Origin of the sequence: Brevibacillus brevis (genome assembly GCF_900637055.1) — a bacterium.
Lineage (GTDB): Bacteria > Bacillota > Bacilli > Brevibacillales > Brevibacillaceae > Brevibacillus > Brevibacillus brevis.
Window position 1 is genome coordinate 3,649,584 of record NZ_LR134338.1, and the last position, 18,421, is coordinate 3,668,004.

The following is an 18,421-nucleotide window of genomic DNA, read 5'->3' on the forward strand; positions in this document are numbered from 1 at the left end:
CATTGCCAGTGGAGCATAATCTCATTACTGAACGAGGGGAACCAAAACAATTTTTCCTTCGACGAGCCCTGCTTCTGATTGAAGCCCGTTGTATTTTGCGATTCGTCCTACATTCGAATTATTTCCATAGTACTTTCGTGACAGCATAAACAACGTTTCACCCTTCTTCACCACATGCTTGACGACCTTCGACTTTGTTGTAGACGGTGTTGAAGCTTTTTTTCCCGGTGTAGCTACTTTGCTAGTAGAAGTACTCGCGATCTGATTTGCCTTGTTTACTGGCGTAGCAGTCGAAGTTTGGGCTGGGACTGGGCTTGCAGCAGGTGTCTGTACGCTTGAGGTCGTCTTCACTGCAGCCTCAACTGGTTTTGATTCGGGCGTTTTCGCTTTGGCAGGTGAATTGGTCACGCTTGCGTTGGGATCAGCCGTATCAGGAAGAATGACGGATACAGGCTCCTTTTCACCTGCCTTGCTTCCTTGCGAAGTGGCACTCGCTTTGCTTACATCTTTCACTTCAACACTACCAGAAGCCGCGGACTCATGTGGGACATTGGCCCTGTACAACTCGAGACCAATCAACCCGAAAAAGACGAATCCAAACAAGTACAATCCCGGTTGAATCCACTTTTTAAACGAGAACGACGCTTTAGGGCGAGTATGACGGGAGCGTCGGGGTGGTAATGGATTATGCTCGAGATTCACTCTTCCTCCCCCTTTTTCTTGATCGTTTTTTGTAAATAAAAAGCTAACATGACGTCAATAAGGATATGAGCCACAATCGAGGGCCAAAGGGACTGATAGTGGGAAAACAAGAGTCCCAATATCCAGCTTGTACCAAATACACTTATGATCATGAGCGGTTTTTTCAAATAACGCACGTGGATCAGTGTAAAAATAAGACTGCTCCAAAAATTCCCGGTAAGCGATTGAATGACCCCACGGAATAGCCATTCCTCTCCCACTCCTACTACCATACAGACGAGAATCGTGGTAGATGGTAACATGGCGCCAAAAACTTTTTCATTGATACTGCCATCATCTTGCCATCGCTTAGGCAAGTAACGATCCATGAAAATACTCGCAATGATAATACCTACGGCTACAAACACGGCCCACAGCACGGCATTCCAGCCTGGCAAAGTAAACAAGGTCAGAGTAGCATCCCAGCCCAGCACCAATAAGCTACCGGAAGCAGCCACTCCCATCACGATTCCTTGTGTCAACCATAGATTCAGCCGAAGAGTGGCTTCATCCACCTCTAGCCGATCTTCCCTCACTCGATGTTTCTCTCCTTTATTTGTTCGGCAAAAGAGTGTCTAACGCCTGCCGCAAATTCCATTTGATTTGTTCATTCTTTACGCTTGCATTGTCATTCGTTTGGAAATACGCATCCTTCGTTAGACCGCATTTCTTACAGCAGTACAGATCAAATTGATGATCATTTTCTTTAAAATACGTATTGATGCTCGAACGCAAACAGTTTTCTCCTCTTACGTAAGACACCATTTCTGCCAGCTTTTTTTGCTTAAAGCCTTTTCTTTTTTCCGTTTCCTGCCAAATGATTTGAGCCTTCGGATACGTCTCTCCCGCAGCAGCGGCTTCGTATGATGCCAGTACTCTTTCCTTATAAAAGGCAAGAAGCGCCCCCATTTCTTCGGATATATCCATCATCGCCAAGGCCTCATTCGTCAAGGGTACTCCGGCGTTGCATAACTGCTCGTATTTTTGAACTTGCGCTTGTGTCGGGTACTCCTTCTCCAGCATGTGCTGATGAATCTGCAAATCGTCCCACGAAAATAAAAGCAACGCATACCCTGGCTTGCCGTCTCGGCCGATCCGCCCGATTTCTTGTGCGTATGCCTCCAAACTGGCTGGCATTTGATAATGGATGACGTAGCGAATATCTGGCTTGTCGATTCCCATACCAAATGCATTGGTTGCAATAATAACATCCAGCTCTCCCGCGAGAAATTGGGACTGGATCAGCATTCGTTCCATGCTGTTCATGCCCCCGTGGTAACCGTGAACGCGTTTTTTCCCATCGAGTTGATAAGAGGCTGCCAACACATCTACCGCTTGTCGCGTGCTGCAGTAAACGATCCCAGGGCCTTGCAATCGATCTATCTGATCAAATACATACGAACGCCTGTCTCTTTCCTCTGAAACTTCAACCAGATCATAGGCGATATTCGCCCGATTAAGGGACTGCAACACGACGTCTTCCTTTTCAATGGAAAACAAGCTGCAAATTTCCTCACGAACAGTCGCTGTCGCAGTTGCCGTTACAGCCAGAACAGGAGGTGCTCCCAATTGTTTCACGACTTCCGGCAATCGCAAGTAATCTGTACGAAAGTCATGCCCCCATTGCGAGATGCAATGCGCTTCATCAATGGCCATCAGAGACACCCTCGCCCGCTTTAACACTTGTTGGACATAGGACTGTTGAAGTTTTTCTGGAGAAATATACAACAACTTGTACGCGCCTTCTGAGAGCCCTTTTAAGACTTCGCGGGACTCTGTCGGATCCTGCATGCTGTTCAAATAGGTAGCCGGAATTTTTTTTCGCGCGCGAAGCTGCTGAACTTGATCGACCATCAAGGAGATCAACGGGGAAACCACGACGGTCAGACCCGGCAAAAGCATTGCTGGCAGCTGATACGTCACTGATTTCCCGCCACCTGTTGCTAATAACCCGAGAACGCTTCTTCCATGCAGTAGACGCTCAATAATGGACTCCTGACCGGGGCGGAACGAGTCGTATCCAAAATGCAGCTTTAATCTGTCGTACATGAGCTGTTTATTCATTTTGCCCCCCTTGTCGCTCGTGCCAGTGCCAATCGGATTTGCAAATACGTTACTGTCGCTTCCAATTGATCCTTGATGAGCCGGAGTCTGCTTGTATCGAGGCGCTCACTCGTCTCCACGATCTCTTTTGCCAACTCATTCGGCAAATACGTTGTCAAATCCCATTCCGGACAGCGCAGGGCAATCTCTACCAAATGATCTTCTATTGTACTCTCTTTCATTTGTCGTTTCTTCGCTATGTCTTTTTTGTCACAGCCAGTCTGAAGCAGTGCGTACGTTCGAGCAGCACTTTCAGTCAAACGTGGATCAAGCTTGTGCGATTCTGTGACAAGCTTTGATAAAAGAGGAAAATGATTGCTCTCTGCAAGCAGCGTCTGAATCGACGCGGCAAGTCCGTAACGAAATTGCAGCATGAGATAGCTACGACTCGTTTGGCGAATATCTGCTATTTGCCTCATGGTCTTGCCCACTTGTCCTGCTCCTGACAGTTGACAAAACAAAAGCTCCTGCACACCCTCATCCAAGGGCTCCCACAGTCGATAGAGCTCGTCAGACAGTTTCTGTTTCCAAGCATTTCGCATTGCCCCATCAGCCAATTGGTTTTTAACCCAGCGCTGTGTCGTCTTGTCCGTAACGACCGGAATGAAGCCCAGATCACCATGATGCATTTGTGAGATCGTCTGCACCATAAGATGAAGCCTGCTCCAAAATGGCTCGATTCGCTCCGCCAAATCGGACTGTGTAAAAGGTGCGAACCATACATCAAACCGATATTTTTGGTACGTATGTTTGGCATGCTGCAATCCTGTATCAGAAAAGGTAAATGTCGGCTTCGAGTTCGTTCCAATTGCATCAACAGGTAAAATCCAGCCCGACTGAAATAAAGTTGAAACTATTTTCTCCCAATCCTCTCTTGGAAAACGAGAAAACATCCGATAATACGGATAAAGGGTATACAAATGCACATCTTGCAGTGTCTGATTGGCTTTTCTGCCACGCAGTATGTAGTAGGCTGATTGCAGCGTTCGTTCATTGGCCAGAGGTAACATGGCATTCAAGGCGACCGCACATAAAAGGTCCTGCTCCTCTGCCGCACTGTTCCGACTGTTCATTGGTACTCCTTACATCATTCTATATTTTTCAAAGCGAAGGTAAGCGAAGTAAACTGCATCATGGATTTGGAGGATAGTATGACAAAACGATTGAAAAGAACTGAATTTATGATGGCGTACATGATCATCATAACACTTGCATGCACAGTTGGTGGATTTTTTTTCGGGGCCCATTATATGAAGACACAATTGGAATCGGAACAAGCCGCCGTACTCGAAGCTGAGAAAAAGGAAGCCGAAAAAGAAAAACTGCTGCGTGAGCAAAAGCTTTACAACGAACAGGACTTTATCCGATTTTACTATGCCGTTTATGCACCGATGCTTGATCTGAAGCAAGCACATTTTGATACGATGGATAAATGGAATCAAATGAACGAAACTGAACGGACGGATGGCTTGAAACAGCTCAGCAAATTAGCTGACCAGACAAGGAAAGAGCTGGAGAAGAACGTTCCCTTGCCGACATCCCCCATGCTGAGACAAGCTCACACCACTTTTACGAACAGTGTACGGGCGTATTTGGATAGTATGGAGCAGATTCGTTCCGATCAAAATAATGCTACGCCTGCTTCCATTGGAGCTAGCCTGACGCTTTTCCAAAATAATTGGCTAACCGCACAGGAAATGGTGTATCACTCCATCGCATCTTGGGAATCGGCTTATGTGGTGAAACAAGCCATGCCGAAGCAAGTACCTGAAGCCGTTAACACCGCGCAGTGGAAGCAGTATCCGTTCCATTACCGCACCTATCTCGCAGCTGTCGCCATGTCAGCAAGCAATCAATGGAGCAGCTATAATCCTGAGGACCTGACTGCAAGACTTGATCTGCTCATCGCTTCTAATGAAGTTCAAGCGCTAGGAATCAAGGATTTAGCCGCTGCCGTAAAGATTTTGAACGCGACGGATGCAGTATCTGCGGGAGATTTTAAACGTTTGAATACTCAGCTCTACTCTGTGCTGAAGGCGCCTGAAATCCCTCTTTATAAGTAGTCGTACATTTTTAGACTGATTCAATCTTGAAATCTTGTCACCAAGAGCATACAATGATCTATGATAGTGGACGTACCACTTCGGTATGGGAGGTGAAACCACGATGACTACATGGGTAGATAAAGATACTTGTATTGCTTGCGGTGCTTGTGGCGCCACGGCTCCTGACGTCTTTGATTACGACGATGAGGGCCTTGCGTTCAACAAGTTGGATGACAACTCTAACAGTGTTGAAATCCCGGATATCCTGCATGACGATGTTCGTGATGCTGCTGAAGGATGCCCGACCGACTCTATTAAAGTGGAATAGTATTCCATCTACTAATGGAAGAGACCTCTTACGTACTTCGGTATGTAAGAGGTTTTTCATTTTTCCCTCCTCTCCTCCACTGAACGAATGATCGACAACTTCCCGTTCCTTCTTTTGTGATTTTTCGGTAAGATAAAAGCAACAGCAAAAACCGAACATTAAAATGCGTTTTTTCCATTTTTTGTGATGTCAATATCTTAATGTTCGTGTTTTGGTCATTTTCATGTCGTTTCAAGCATCAAATTGAGTATTATTCACGAACGATAACCGATATAAAATAATTAATGTTCATTTTTTCTCGTTTTTCTTCTTGACGGTGTTATTTTGACGTGATATCGTAAGTACAAATCTTACGAAACACCTTATAAAACAACAGCGATGACGAAGAAACGCTGTGATTGAGAAATCCCCAGAGAGCCGATGGTTGCTGCGAATCGGCGGTTTCTCCCACGGTTAAGCACTTCTGAGCTGCTGCGTTGAAAATGGACTCACCATCCCAGTAGACGCAAACGGTAGATCCGTTATCTCTTTTAGGTCATGTACCTACCAAGGCTCTTTTTTGAGAAAAAAGGAGCGAATGAGGGTGGCACCGCGAAGCAAAGCCTCTCGTCCCTCACTGTTCTGTAATAGGAGCAGTGTGAGAACGGGAGGTTTTTTTGATATGCACATATTTAGGAGGAGAGAACCATGTTTGCAGACAAAATGATTTTGAGAATCCCTGGCCCTACCCCCATTCCACCACGTGTCCAAACGGCGATGAGCCAACCGATGATTGGACACCGCAGCGGTAAATTTTCCGCTCTTTTCGCTCGTACTGCTGAAAGACTGAAGCCTTACTTTGGCACCAAGCAGGACGTATACATCTTGGCCGGTAGCGGAACGAGTGCTCTGGAGATGGGCGTCGTAAACACGCTCCAACCAGGCGATGAAGCTGCCATCCTCGTCAGCGGTGCATTTGGTGAGCGCTTTGCAAAAATTTGCGAGCGTTACGGTGTAATCGCCCATCGGTTGGAAGTACCTTGGGGAAAAGCAGTAACACCTGAATTGGTTGAAACATTCCTGCAAAAAAAGCCGCAAGTAAAAGCCGTATTCGCTACCTACTGTGAAACATCCACTGGCGTAGAAAATCCGATTGCTGACTTGGCGAAGGCAATCCGCACTCATTCGGACGCCCTCTTCATTGTGGATGCGGTAAGCAACCTCGGTGCGGTTCCATGCGAGATGGACGCTTGGGGTGTCGATATTGTGGTAACTGGCTCGCAAAAAGCTTTCATGCTGCCAACAGGTCTTGCCTTCCTCGCTGCGAGTGAACGCGCATGGCAAGTAATTGAGCAAAACAAATCGCTCGCCTTCTATCTGGACCTGAAAGCATACCGCAAGAGCTTGGCAGAGCAAACAACACCGTATACACCTGCTGTATCCCTCATTTTCGGTCTCGCCGAGGTATTGGATATGATGGAGGAAGAAGGCCTGCCAGCTATCGTAAAGCGCCATGAGCTGATGAGAGACATGACTCGCGCAGCGATGAAAGCATTAAACATCAAACTGATGGCGGAAGATCAGTACGCATCGACGACCGTTACTTCTTGCGATCCTGAGGGTGTCTTTCATGCAGAAGCTCTCCGCAAAATGTTGACTCAGCAATTCAACATCACGATTGCTGGCGGCCAGCAGCACTTGAAAGGAAAGATCTTCCGCATCGGGCACATGGGTTATTGCGAGCCATTGGATGTCCTGCAAGTCATTTCTGCCATCGAATTGTCGCTTCACCAAATCGGTGCCCCGGTTGAGCTGGGTGCTGGTGTAAAAGCTGCTCAGGAGGTGCTCATTGCACATGTATAAAGTACTCATTACAGACCCACTTAGCGAATTTGGAATTCAACAGCTCTTGGACGCTTCTGATGTAGAAGTTGTTCGTCAAACAAACCTCTCTCCTGCCGAACTGATCGATGTGATTGGCGACTACGATGCACTCCTCGTACGCAGCCAAACTCAAGTAACAGCTGAAGTACTCGCTGCCGGCAAAAAGCTGAAGGCAGTCGGTCGTGCCGGTGTTGGGGTCGATAACATTGATATCAACGCTGCCACCCAAGCAGGTATTCCAGTCATCAACGCTCCAGACGGCAACACCATCTCTACTGCAGAGCATTCGTTTGCCATGCTGATGGCTGTCGCTCGCAACATCCCTCAAGCTCACAAGAAGCTGGTAGACGGTACGTGGGATCGCAAAAGCTTCCAAGGGGTTGAGTTGAACAACAAAGTACTGGGAGTCATCGGTATGGGCCGTATCGGTTCAGAGGTTGCGAAGCGTGCGAAAGCATTTGGCATGACCGTCATGGGCTTTGATCCTTTCATGACCGAGGAACGTGCACAAAAGATGGGTGTAACCAACGCAACTGTGGATGAAATTTGCCGCAAAGCAGATTTCATTACCGTCCATACTCCGCTGACAAAAGAAACCCGCCATATCATCAGCACGCGTGAATTCGCGAAAATGAAAGATGGCGTTCGCTTGATCAACTGCGCTCGCGGGGGAATCATTGACGAGAAGGCTCTCTACGAAGCGATTACCACAGGAAAAGTCGCGGGGGCAGCTCTGGACGTTTACGAAGAAGAACCACCTGTAGACAACCCTCTCGTCGGTCTGCCACAAGTGGTAACGACTCCACATCTAGGAGCTTCGACGATTGAAGCACAAGAAAACGTGGCCGTAGACGTATCGGAAGAAATCCTGAAGGTTCTTCGTGACCAGCCATTTAAAAACGCCGTGAATTTGCCTTCGATCCCTGCGCACGTTATGGAAAAAGTCCAACCGTACTTTACGTTGGGTGAAAAGCTTGGCCATTTCCTTGCCCAAGTGACAGTAGGTTCTATTTCGGAGATTTCGATCAAATATAGCGGTGAGTTGACGGATGTAGACACGTCCCCGCTGACTCGCACAGTCCTCAAAGGTGTACTGTCCTTCCGTCTAGGCGAGGAAGTCAACTATGTGAACGCCCCGATTCTGGCAAAAGTGCGTGACATCACCGTAACGGAGCAAAAGGCAGCCCAAAACAAAGGCTTTACGAACTTACTGACCGTTAGCTTAAAAACGACGCAAGAGACACGCACAGTGGCTGGAACGCGACTCAATGGTTACGGTGCGCGTATTGTAAAAATTGACGACTTTGCGATTGACGTAGCGCCTGAGGGCTACCTCCTCTACATCCACCATAATGACCGTCCAGGTGTGATTGGTCGTGTCGGCTCTATCTTGGGTGAAAACAGCGTGAACATCGCAACGATGCAGGTAGGACGCCGTGATATTGGTGGAGACGCGATCATGATGCTGTCTGTTGACAAACCATTGACGCCAGAGCTTCTCGACACGATGGGTGAACTGGCGGAAGTAAAAAGCGTTACACAAATCGAGCTGTAGGCCTCTATCCAAACCGAGAGAACAGACCTGGCTAAATGCCGGGTCTTTTTCTTTACCCTTATTTTGGTTAGAGCTATAATGGGACAAGATAATTCTACACACCAAGGAAGGAGCTTCTTATGACGAACCAGGCATTATTCGCTATTGGTATCTTTTTAGTTACCTATGCATTTATTATTAGCGAAAAGTTACATCGAACCATCGTCGCCATGTCTGGCGGAATTCTCATGGTCTTGTTCGGGATCGTTACACAGGAACAAGCGATTCACCATATCGACTTTAACACGCTCGGCCTACTCATCGGGATGATGATTTTGGTTGCCATTACAGCACAAACCGGCGTATTCAAGTATATGGCCATCCGCGCGGCAAAACTGGCAAAAGGAAAACCGATCCGCATTCTCGTCTACCTGAGCTTGATCACGGCCGTTGCTTCCGCCTTTCTGGACAACGTCACCACCGTTCTTCTCATCGTTCCCGTGACGTTTAGCATCGCACGCCAGCTTGAGCTTAATCCGATACCGTTTTTGATTAGTGAGATCATCGCCTCGAACACCGGCGGGACCGCTACGTTGATCGGTGACCCGCCGAATATCATGATCGGCAGCTCTGTTCCCGAGCTCGACTTTATGAAGTTTCTCGTGAATTTGAGCCCCGTTATCATCGTGATTATGGCTGTAACCGTTGTTTGCTTGGTCCTGATCTATCGGAAGCAGCTAGTTACTTCGCCTGAGTTGAGTGCAAAAATCATGCAGTTAAATGAACGCGATGAAATTACTGACACCCGTTTACTGAAAAAATCCTTAACCGTCATGGCGCTGACGATTCTCGGCTTCATGCTGCATGGAGCCCTTCATTTAGAATCAGCCACGATCGCTCTGACAGGTGCATTTCTGTTACTTCTGCTCACAGGAGAGCACTATCTGGAAGATGCAATCAGCAAAGTGGAATGGAATACGATCTTTTTCTTCATCGGTCTGTTTGTCCTCGTCTCCGGTTTAGTTGAGACAGGTGTGATCGCAAAACTCGCCGATGAAGCGATGAAACTAACGGGTGGAGATTCACTGAAGACCTCCCTGTTGATCCTCTGGTTGAGTGCGATCGCCTCTGCCTTTGTTGACAACATTCCGTTTGTTGCTACCATGATTCCGATGATCAAGGAAATGGGAGCCCTCGGGATTACCAACCTGGAGCCTCTTTGGTGGAGCCTTGCACTTGGAGCGTGTTTAGGAGGGAACGGTACCTTGATTGGGGCTAGTGCCAACGTGATTGTTGCTGGCTTGGCTGCAAAAGAAGGACATCATATCGGCTTTTTCAGCTTTATGAAGGTCGCCTTCCCGCTAATGATCATGTCTATCTTGATTGCTCATGTCTACGTTTACCTGCGCTATTTTATTTGGTGAGGAGGAATCCCTATTGTTCCATTACACCTTTAATGAAGAGGAAATCGAGATCAAGGAACAAATTTCGCAGCAAGATGCTACCTACCACATTGTCGTTAAATCTGAGTCCATGCGAGCACGTGTCAAAGAGGTACGGCGTTATTTTGAGGGGAACAAAGACTACACGGATGTCCTGTTTTTTTCACGAGAGGATGGTTCTTTCGAAGTTATCGTTAGGGCTAACATGATTGAATCCTTTTTGATTCATGCCTTTCGCTTCAAATGCTTGAAATCGATTTGTTGGGAATAAAAAAACTCCGCCGTTTCTACATACGGCGGAGTTTCTTTATTTACAGAATGGAAAGGATATCGCGAACATCATCGAGAATAAAATCTGCTTTTTCCTCTTCAAACTTGCTGCGCGCGTCTTGACCAGACAGACCAGTCAATGTCGCTGCAAACTTGCAACCGATCGAGCGAGCCGCTAGAAAGTCTGCGAGTGAATCGCCGACAATCAGCACTTCCTCTCCATTTTCGATTGGCAACGAAAAATGGACAGCATCGCTTATCGGGGCATCGAGTCCAAGCAACCCTTTTACATAGGAATAAGGGTGTGGCTTGGACATCGGCGCAAAGCTAGGAAATGCTTCTTCCGCATCGAGTACGTGAGAGGCAGTTACGACACGGTTTGGGTCGAACCATTCCAGTATGTTCATCTCACTGAGGGGAACATGCGTTTCGATGGTCGGGCGCCCTGTTCCAATCCCCAATGTATATCCTTTTTCTTTTAACGTACGGAACAACTCGACCATTTCTGCTGGTGGTACAATCGGAATCTCGTCAGTCAAGAAGCCCTTCTTGCCCGGCTGCATGGTTTCGCGGCCAATCGATGCCGCCACGCGCTCATCACCGAGATACCATTCTTGAAACGTCTTTTGAATCAACTGCCATAGATCACTATTGCGTGAGAACATTTCTGTTGAAATGCCGCAACGCTCTTTTGCAATTTGATTCAAGTAGAGCAGCATTTCTGCTTTTTGTGCGGAACCTTTGGCAAAATCAGCGGTGAACGCTGCGTAGTCTACTTGGAAATCAGGAGCATAAGTGGCAGCCCACTCTTTCACTTTTGCCAGTTGCGGTCGATCAATTTGTTCGACAAGAAGGCTAGTTGCTTCTGGAACTTGCGTTTTAACCGCTTCAATCAACCGAATCAACTGATAGGAAAACGCGAGGAAAACCATGTCCCAGTTAGAGTTGATTCCACGTGACTTGATGAAGTTCAGCACTTCATCACGAGCGAAAACTTGCTCGCGCACTCGTCTGATTTGCGCTTCTTCTGGAGCAGGTGTGAATTCCTCGCCTGCAAGACCCACATACTGCGGGCTGTACAAAAATTCCCACACTGTCAATGCAGAAGCATCAAAGTAACGCTCTTCACTCAACATAACCCCGTCAACATCAAATAAGATCGTTTTGATCATTTCTCTCTACACTCCTATTTGTTTTTATGTAGCATCAAGGCGATTGTAAAAGTCGTTCCCTCACCCAGTTTACTTTGCACACTGATGGTGCCCCCGTGTGCCTCGACAAGGTTTTTCGCGATGGCTAGTCCAAGACCAGTTCCACCTAGTCGTCCACGTGTACGAGCCTTGTCAGCTTTATAGAATCGTTCAAAAACAAACGGCAAATCTTCTTGCGGAATGCCACTTCCTGTATCACTTATCTCAACCAGCAACGTTTTATCCCCGCGAGCCCGAATGGTGACGCTTCCCCCACTTGGCGTATGTCGCAGCGCATTGTCGATCAAGTTCGTTAGCACTTGCTCCATCCGATCAGGATCAATGAGCACATGCGTGTGCGTCGTGGATATTTCGAGGAAGAGATGGATTTCGCGTTCTCTCGCCAAATTCGTGAATTTACGCTGAATGCGCTCCAAATACGGACGCAGTTCCATCGTCTCCTGGAACAATTCAACATGCCCCGCTTCCATCCGCGCCAAGCTGAGTAATTCATTCACCAGCTTGGTCATACGCGCTGACTCGTCATAGATGATCTGTGCCAATTCTTTATGCTCTTCCGGTGTAGATACGATATCGTCCACAATCGCTTCACTGTACCCTTGCAACATGGATAAAGGTGTTCGCAGCTCATGGGATACGTTAGCTACGAAATCATTACGCATCTTATCCAGCTTGCGCTCCTGCGTGATGTCCCGAAGAACTGCGACAGCTCCACGGATTTGATCCCGATCATTCAAAGGTACCATGACAACGGACCATATCCGTCCTTGAACAGGGATATCCTCTGTCACTTCCTGTCCGGTTTGCAAAACCTGCTGATAGAACGAGAACAGCGGCACAGGCTCATCCAAATGCTCGAAATTCCAATCTCGCAAAAATCGTTCTGCTGGCGGATTCGTTACGGCCAGCTTGCCGTTCGCATCTATCATCACAACACCATCTACCATGCTTCTAAGAACGCTCGCCAGCTGCTCTTTCTCTTTGGACAGTGCATCAACTAACTGATTGAGCTTGCTTGCCATCGTGTTAAAAGAAGCCGCCAGCTCACCAGTCTCGTCTTGGGTCTTAATCGGGATTTCAGCATGAAAGTCCCCTTCCGCAATGCGATGGGCCGTTTCTTTCATCTGACGTAATGGAATCGTAAGACGTGATGAGAGGAAAAAGGCAAATACAGTGGTAGAGACAAATCCGATGACACCAACCACAAAGATTAAAAATCTGACTTCACTAACCGTATCATCAAAATCTTCAATCGCCTGATACATGACCACTGCTCCCGTTTTCCCTGCTGCCATTTCTAAAGGCACGGTGACCGCAAGCAGCTCATGCTTGTTGTTCGTGTGATCAGCGGAATTCTCCACATCAATATAAATCGTTTTGGGAGCAGGATGCTTACCTGCCAGCGCCTCTGGCAAACCCAATGCTGGATTTTGGAGCAATTGCGCTACTGGAATACGAGGGAGCCCAGCCCCCTCGCTCATACCGACTTGCTTGCCTTTTTCATCTAGAATGACCATACCCGTATGATGGACCAAGCCAAACCTGGAAGCCATCTCCATAGCTGCTGTCATATCCGGACTCTGCGCCAAACCGATTGCGATACCGTCTGCCAGATCGTGCAAATTCTTGGACTGTCGATTGCTATAAAAGCTGTCAAAGGATTGAACGAGCAACAAACTAAAGATCGTCAAGACCAGAGCAAATAAGGCAATAATGGTCATCCATAGCTTTCCGACTACACTGCGAAAAATAACGTCCACTTTACTTAGGCACCTCTAGCTTGTATCCGACGCCCCAAACCGTGGCGATCATATTGGCAGCTTGCGGAGAAACACGGTTCAATTTTTCGCGAAGACGCTTGATATGTGTGTCCACCGTGCGCAAATCGCCAAAGAACTCGTAGTGCCACACATCTTTTAACAGTTCTTCACGCGTAAACACTTTATCCGGTGACAATGCCAGATAGTGCAACAGCTCATACTCTTTTGGAGTCAGGCTCACTTCCTGGCCGCTTGCAATGACTTTGTGTGCATCGTGGTCAATGGTCAATTCCGGGAAAACAAGAACAGAATGACTGTTGAATGTCTCTGTCTTCAAATAAGCTGTTGCGGAAGAGCGACGAAGAATCGCTTTTACCCGGTACATGACCTCACGTGGGCTGAACGGTTTCACGACATAATCGTCCACCCCTGCCTCAAACCCGTGAACGCGGTTTGTTTCTTCCCCTTTTGCGGTCAGCATAATAATAGGGGTTGCCTTGAATTCACGAACACGCTGGCATACCTCAATCCCGTCCATTCCTGGCAGCATCAAGTCGAGCAAAATGATATCATAGTCACTTCCCACAGCCATTTCGACTGCTTGCTCTCCATTATCTGCTTCATCAATGAGGAAGTTTTCTCTTTCCAAATACATTTTCAGAAGTCTGCGAATGCGCTCTTCATCGTCCACTACGAGAATACGTGCCATTTTTTCCATCTGGAACACCTCTTGCTCTCATAATATCGTAAAACCGTTAGAAGATAGTCCAAAAAGCTGGTGGTAAAACCAGCTTTTCGAGGAAATTCTACACCCCAGCGTAAGAGTGCAAACCAGCAATGACCAAGTTGACCACGACCAGTGTAATCAAAATAATGACAAACCCGATGACGGACATCCATGCTGATTTTGCACCGATCCATCCTCTGGATAGACGCAAGTGCAAGTAGGCACTGTAGAAGAGCCAAACAATTAACGCCCATACTTCCTTCGGGTCCCAGCCCCAGAATCGTCCCCATGCCTCTTCTGCCCAAATCATCGCAAAGATAAGGGCCCCAAGGGTAAACACCGGATATCCGATACTGATCGCTCGATAGCTAATCTCATCCAGTAGATCAGGATCGACACTCTCGACGGAAGGCTTGATAGCAGCCCCTAACCGTTTGCGGAAAATCAAGCGCATACCGCCGTAAATAACCACACCTGCAATAACTGACCACAGCATCGTGTTCAATTTACGTGCAGCGTCTTTTCCTTCCATCCAGGTAGGTGCCTCAAAGAGTGGTGACATCGGCCCTTCCTTGATGATGGTTGAATCAGCAGGTGCAACAATTGCAGGCAGGATATACTCTACTTTCGGTTTTACCATCTGTCCTGCTGCATTCATTTCTTCTTTCTTCATCTCGAATACCGTCTTTTGATCCATACGAGCAAACGTAGAATCCATCAAAATGAATCCAACGAGCATCAGGACCACAGCCAGCACGATCTCCAGCCATTTCGTACTTTTCGTGGAAATATGCTGTGGAACGGTACGGATCAAATACATCAGACCCGCTGCAAAACCAACCGCCAAAATCCCTTCACCCAGTGCAGCAGTCGTCACGTGAATATGCAGCCAGTAGCTCTGCAAAGACGGAATTAATGGGGTGATTTCCTTCGGGAACACGTACGAATACGCGAGCATGATAACCCCAAGCGGAAGGACGAACGCTCCAATCGAGGTCAGCTTGTAGATCCGGTAAATAATTAAGTAGGCCAAGATAATACAGTAATCCAAGAATGCCATAAACTCAAACATGTTACTCGTCGGGCTATGGCCGCCGGCTATCCAGCGAGCAATCACATACCCTGTTTGCGCCACAAAACCGATAACGGCTAACCAATACGCAATCCGTCCATAGCGCTCTTCATGTTGTTTGGGATCACGCCCTGCCCAGTTTTTACCCGTCACGGCTACAGCGAAGACGATAGACGAGATGACGTAGAGCAGGAACGCGATATCCAGTAACCAGTCACTCAGTTGAATGAGCTGCACGTTGTTAGTACCCCCTTTGAAGCTTTAGGCCTTGGCCTTCGTTTTATCTTCTATCGTGACAGGGAGCTCCGCTTGTTTAACCAGCCCATCTACTTCTCTGCGCAGACCGAACCAGTTTTTATTCGTGTGAGCTGCTACCAAGATACTTCCCTCTTGCGTCTGTACCCAAACCCGACGATGCTGCCAGAACACACCGATTGCAACACCCGCAAGGAAAATGAATGAACCGAAATAAATTAGTGGCAATGCTTTGTCCACCCGTACATTCAGCCCTGCAATATCGATTAAATCAGGCATTTTGATGTCGAGTGCGTAACGCGGATCATTTTTCTGTGTAAGTATGGTTCCTTCCAGATACACCAATTTTTCGTTATACGTGCCATTTTCTCCAATGAGTTCCAATGCCACCATCGGATTTTTAGGCAAATTGGTTTTCGTGGCCGGCTTCCCGTCTTTTCCCATTATAAAATCTGGGAAGTAATCCAAAATCCTTACCGTAAACCCATTCGCAATGGTTTGCTCGGGCTGTGGATTGTACAGATCAATTTTGATAAGGCCGATCTCTTTTTTATTGTTTTTCAAATCGACCACTGTAAAGTTGAGCGCTCCAAGCTGCATCTCTTGCACGCCGCTTTGATAAATGTAGAGACTGTCCTGCTCCATCGGATGATTCACGACGATCGGCCCCCTCTGCACTTCTACCAAATCCGGCTTTTTCCCTGGAACGTCAGCGCTTTTATTTTCATACAAAATGGCCTCTGTCTGGTAGCTCTTCACGATGGCTCCGCCCTTTAGCTCCAGTTGCTCCGGCATTTCTTCTTCCGACCAATACTCTGTCGTGTAGTTCTCATTTTTTATGTAGTAAGGGGTATTCGGAATCGCCATTGTTTGTCCCTCACGCACCCAGACGTACTCGTCCAAGTAAAAGCCGGGCAGGCTTCGCATCAGGGTACCGACCAAAAACAAGATCAGTCCGATGTGATTAATGTAAGGACCCCAACGGCTAAAACGGCCTTTTTCAGCCATAATCGCCCGTTCCGTGCGGAAAATGCGGTATCCTTTTTCTTTCAAAGCCAGAGCGGAGGCGTCCAGTATCGCTTCCTGATTGGCTTCTGGAGCAAGTTCACCCTCTGCAAACAGCTTTTGCCCTTTCAAAAAGGACTTGTGCTGGTTCAATCTAGGCTTGTTTAACGCTTTATACAACGGTACTACGCGGTCCAAACTACAGATAACCAAAGAAGTACCGAGCATAACCAGAAGCGTCACAAACCACCAGGACGAGTACATATTGTGAAATCCAAGGCCGTAGAAAATCGTTCCCAGCGTTCCATACGTTTCCGTATAAAAACGGGCAACATCCGCTTCAGTCGGTACGGGTACCGGTATGTACATTTGTTGCGGAAAGATGGTTCCGACTGCGGACGCCACTAAAATGACAATAATGATACCGATTGCAATTTTGACCGAAGAAAAAAAGTTCCAGACTCGATCGATTACTTTCGTCTTATTTGTTTGAGAACGTCTTGCCATTCCTTCATAACGCATGTCAGGAAACGATGTCTGCTCGTGGACTTCCACATTCAAAGGCTTCCCGCAAGACTCACAGAGCAGCGTCCCAACCGGGTTGGTATGACCGCATTCGCATTTTCGCTGATCCATCATTGCTCCTCACTTACGGCAAGATTTTTGTTATTTTCGACTCAATCATCGCTTCATCTAACTGCCCGATAAAAATGTCCTTCACTTCTCCATCTGGGTCGATGAAAAAGGTCGTCGGAATCGGACCGATTCGGTACAGCTTTGTAATTTGCGATTGGCGATCGAGCAAAATAGGGAAGTCAATCCCGAACTGCTTCACGAATGGTTCTACGGCAACTGGCGATTCTCCGATATTGACGCCGACTACAACCAATCCCTTGTCTTTAAATTTCGTGTATTGCTCTTGCAATGCCGGCATTTCTTCCTTACAGGGTTCACACCACGTGCCCCAGAAATTGAGGACAACGCCCTTTCCTTTCAAACTTTCCAGAGTCAGCTCTGGTCCATTCAATTGCTCCAAACTAAAATTAGGAGCATCGCTTCCTACTTTCACAGCACCGGGGTCCTTCACAAAGCTGGAATAAAGTGCAAAGACCAGCGCTACAAGCAAAACACCCAATACCGCGATCCTGACATATGTACGATTGCTTTTGTTCATGACGCCTTACTCCCATCTACTGCTAATAAATTGCACCCTTTTCCCATTCTATTATAGCGTTCCTAGTTTTTCCGACAGCGCACAACTTATGAACAGATTTTGAACGAATCAATGTCTCGACCGCGGGCTGCGCTTCTTTTGCACCAATCCCCGCTTCAAGCTCTCCACTTCCTCATGAGTGAGCTTGCGAAATTCGCCCGGCTTTAGCCCATCTAATGTGAGAAATCCTAAACGAATTCGCTCCAATGTCAATACTGGATGGCCAATCGCCTCACACATTCTGCGCACTTGGCGATTTCGTCCTTCATGAATGGTCAGTTCTACTAGTGCCCTCTGGCTGCTAGACTCTGTCTTCAACAATTTGGACTCACCGGGAGAAGTCATGCCGTCTTCCAAACGAATGCCGGTTGCTAGCTTGCGTACTTTTTCCTGACTGGGGATTCCCCTTACCCATGCCCGATACACTTTATCAATTTCATAGCTTGGATGTGCCAGCCTGTTGGCAAGCTCCCCATCGTTCGTCAAGAGCAGCAAGCCGGAAGTATCGTAATCCAAGCGGCCTACTGGATATACCCGTTCTTTTATCCCCTTCAACAGATCGATCACTACCCGTCTGCCGCGCGGGTCTGTGACGCTCGTAATGACACCAGTAGGCTTGTACAGCAAGAGATAGACATGTTGCTCCAGCTTAACCTGCTGTCCATTCACCACAATTTTGTCCTTGAGCGGATCGACTTTTATTCCCTGCTCTCGTACTACTTGGCCATTTACCTGCACCTTGCCTTGCGCAATCAATTCTTCACAATGGCGACGAGAGGCGACTCCAGCATGCGCCAATACTTTCTGTAAACGTTCCATCGTTGGTTCACCTCTACAACATCATACCCATTC

17 protein-coding genes and 1 other annotated feature are annotated in these 18,421 nt (G+C 47.5%); of the genes, 6 read left to right on the forward strand and 11 right to left on the reverse strand.

Annotated elements, in window-relative coordinates; translation table 11 throughout:
• Positions 1 to 24: 24 nt before the first annotated feature.
• Genes EL268_RS17290 through EL268_RS17305 form a run of 4 tightly spaced genes read right to left on the reverse strand, consistent with a single transcriptional unit; the run spans position 25 to position 3,917 of the window.
• Positions 25 to 702, reverse strand: a complete 678-nt coding sequence (locus tag EL268_RS17290; RefSeq protein ID WP_106652999.1) for a LysM peptidoglycan-binding domain-containing protein — start codon at positions 700 to 702, stop codon at positions 25 to 27.
• Entirely contained in the window at positions 699 to 1,277 is a 579-nt protein-coding gene (locus tag EL268_RS17295; RefSeq protein WP_106652998.1) for a CPBP family intramembrane glutamic endopeptidase, read from the reverse strand. Before EL268_RS17295 ends, EL268_RS17290 begins: the two co-directional genes overlap by 4 nt.
• A gap of 16 nt (positions 1,278 to 1,293) precedes the next feature.
• Complete coding sequence (locus tag EL268_RS17300; protein WP_106652997.1) at positions 1,294 to 2,805, reverse strand: RecQ family ATP-dependent DNA helicase; 1,512 nt, start codon at positions 2,803 to 2,805, stop codon at positions 1,294 to 1,296.
• Entirely contained in the window at positions 2,802 to 3,917 is a 1,116-nt protein-coding gene (locus EL268_RS17305; RefSeq protein ID WP_106652996.1) for a YpbB family protein, read from the reverse strand. The genes EL268_RS17300 and EL268_RS17305 overlap by 4 nt, the downstream gene beginning before the upstream one ends.
• A gap of 78 nt (positions 3,918 to 3,995) precedes the next feature.
• Between EL268_RS17305 and EL268_RS17310 the strand changes: the two genes are divergently transcribed.
• The 6 genes from EL268_RS17310 (at position 3,996) to EL268_RS17335 (ending at position 10,327) form a co-directional block, all read left to right on the forward strand.
• Entirely contained in the window at positions 3,996 to 4,907 is a 912-nt protein-coding gene (locus EL268_RS17310; RefSeq protein ID WP_106652995.1) for a hypothetical protein, read from the forward strand.
• A 103-nt stretch (positions 4,908 to 5,010) separates the two neighbouring features.
• Positions 5,011 to 5,217 carry a ferredoxin gene (locus tag EL268_RS17315; RefSeq protein ID WP_047068940.1) on the forward strand — a complete coding sequence of 69 codons (207 nt, stop codon included), beginning with the start codon at positions 5,011 to 5,013 and terminating at the stop codon, positions 5,215 to 5,217.
• Positions 5,218 to 5,586: 369 nt separating this feature from the next.
• Positions 5,587 to 5,834, forward strand: a binding site (T-box leader).
• Positions 5,835 to 5,904: 70 nt separating this feature from the next.
• Positions 5,905 to 7,059 (forward strand): pyridoxal-phosphate-dependent aminotransferase family protein, encoded by a 1,155-nt coding sequence (locus EL268_RS17320; RefSeq protein WP_106652994.1) that lies wholly within the window; start codon positions 5,905 to 5,907, stop codon positions 7,057 to 7,059.
• Positions 7,052 to 8,635 carry a phosphoglycerate dehydrogenase gene (serA, locus tag EL268_RS17325; protein ID WP_106652993.1) on the forward strand — a complete coding sequence of 528 codons (1,584 nt, stop codon included), beginning with the start codon at positions 7,052 to 7,054 and terminating at the stop codon, positions 8,633 to 8,635. The genes EL268_RS17320 and serA overlap by 8 nt, the downstream gene beginning before the upstream one ends.
• 119 nt (positions 8,636 to 8,754) lie before the next feature.
• Entirely contained in the window at positions 8,755 to 10,038 is a 1,284-nt protein-coding gene (locus EL268_RS17330) for an ArsB/NhaD family transporter (protein WP_106652992.1), read from the forward strand.
• A 13-nt stretch (positions 10,039 to 10,051) separates the two neighbouring features.
• On the forward strand, positions 10,052 to 10,327 hold the full coding sequence (locus EL268_RS17335) for a hypothetical protein (protein WP_232029926.1): 276 nt from the start codon (positions 10,052 to 10,054) through the stop codon (positions 10,325 to 10,327).
• Positions 10,328 to 10,367: 40 nt separating this feature from the next.
• Here the strand turns inward: EL268_RS17335 and EL268_RS17340 are convergent, their stop codons facing one another.
• The 7 genes from EL268_RS17340 to EL268_RS17370 all read right to left on the reverse strand — a co-directional run bounded on the left by EL268_RS17340 (position 10,368) and on the right by EL268_RS17370 (position 18,388).
• On the reverse strand, positions 10,368 to 11,498 hold the full coding sequence (locus EL268_RS17340) for an HAD family hydrolase (RefSeq protein WP_106652991.1): 1,131 nt from the start codon (positions 11,496 to 11,498) through the stop codon (positions 10,368 to 10,370).
• A 14-nt stretch (positions 11,499 to 11,512) separates the two neighbouring features.
• Positions 11,513 to 13,297, reverse strand: a complete 1,785-nt coding sequence (locus tag EL268_RS17345) for an ATP-binding protein (protein ID WP_106652990.1) — start codon at positions 13,295 to 13,297, stop codon at positions 11,513 to 11,515.
• Between the two features lies 1 nt (position 13,298).
• Complete coding sequence (locus EL268_RS17350; RefSeq protein ID WP_012686105.1) at positions 13,299 to 14,015, reverse strand: response regulator transcription factor; 717 nt, start codon at positions 14,013 to 14,015, stop codon at positions 13,299 to 13,301.
• 88 nt (positions 14,016 to 14,103) lie between these two features.
• Positions 14,104 to 15,333, reverse strand: coding sequence for a c-type cytochrome biogenesis protein CcsB (ccsB, locus tag EL268_RS17355; protein ID WP_106652989.1), 1,230 nt, complete (start codon positions 15,331 to 15,333; stop codon positions 14,104 to 14,106).
• Between the two features lie 24 nt (positions 15,334 to 15,357).
• Positions 15,358 to 16,992, reverse strand: coding sequence for a cytochrome c biogenesis protein ResB (resB, locus tag EL268_RS17360; RefSeq protein WP_106652988.1), 1,635 nt, complete (start codon positions 16,990 to 16,992; stop codon positions 15,358 to 15,360).
• 13 nt (positions 16,993 to 17,005) lie between these two features.
• Positions 17,006 to 17,530 (reverse strand): thiol-disulfide oxidoreductase ResA, encoded by a 525-nt coding sequence (resA, locus tag EL268_RS17365; protein ID WP_106652987.1) that lies wholly within the window; start codon positions 17,528 to 17,530, stop codon positions 17,006 to 17,008.
• A gap of 108 nt (positions 17,531 to 17,638) precedes the next feature.
• Positions 17,639 to 18,388 carry a pseudouridine synthase gene (locus EL268_RS17370; protein WP_106652986.1) on the reverse strand — a complete coding sequence of 250 codons (750 nt, stop codon included), beginning with the start codon at positions 18,386 to 18,388 and terminating at the stop codon, positions 17,639 to 17,641.
• Between the last annotated feature and the right edge of the window lie 33 nt (positions 18,389 to 18,421).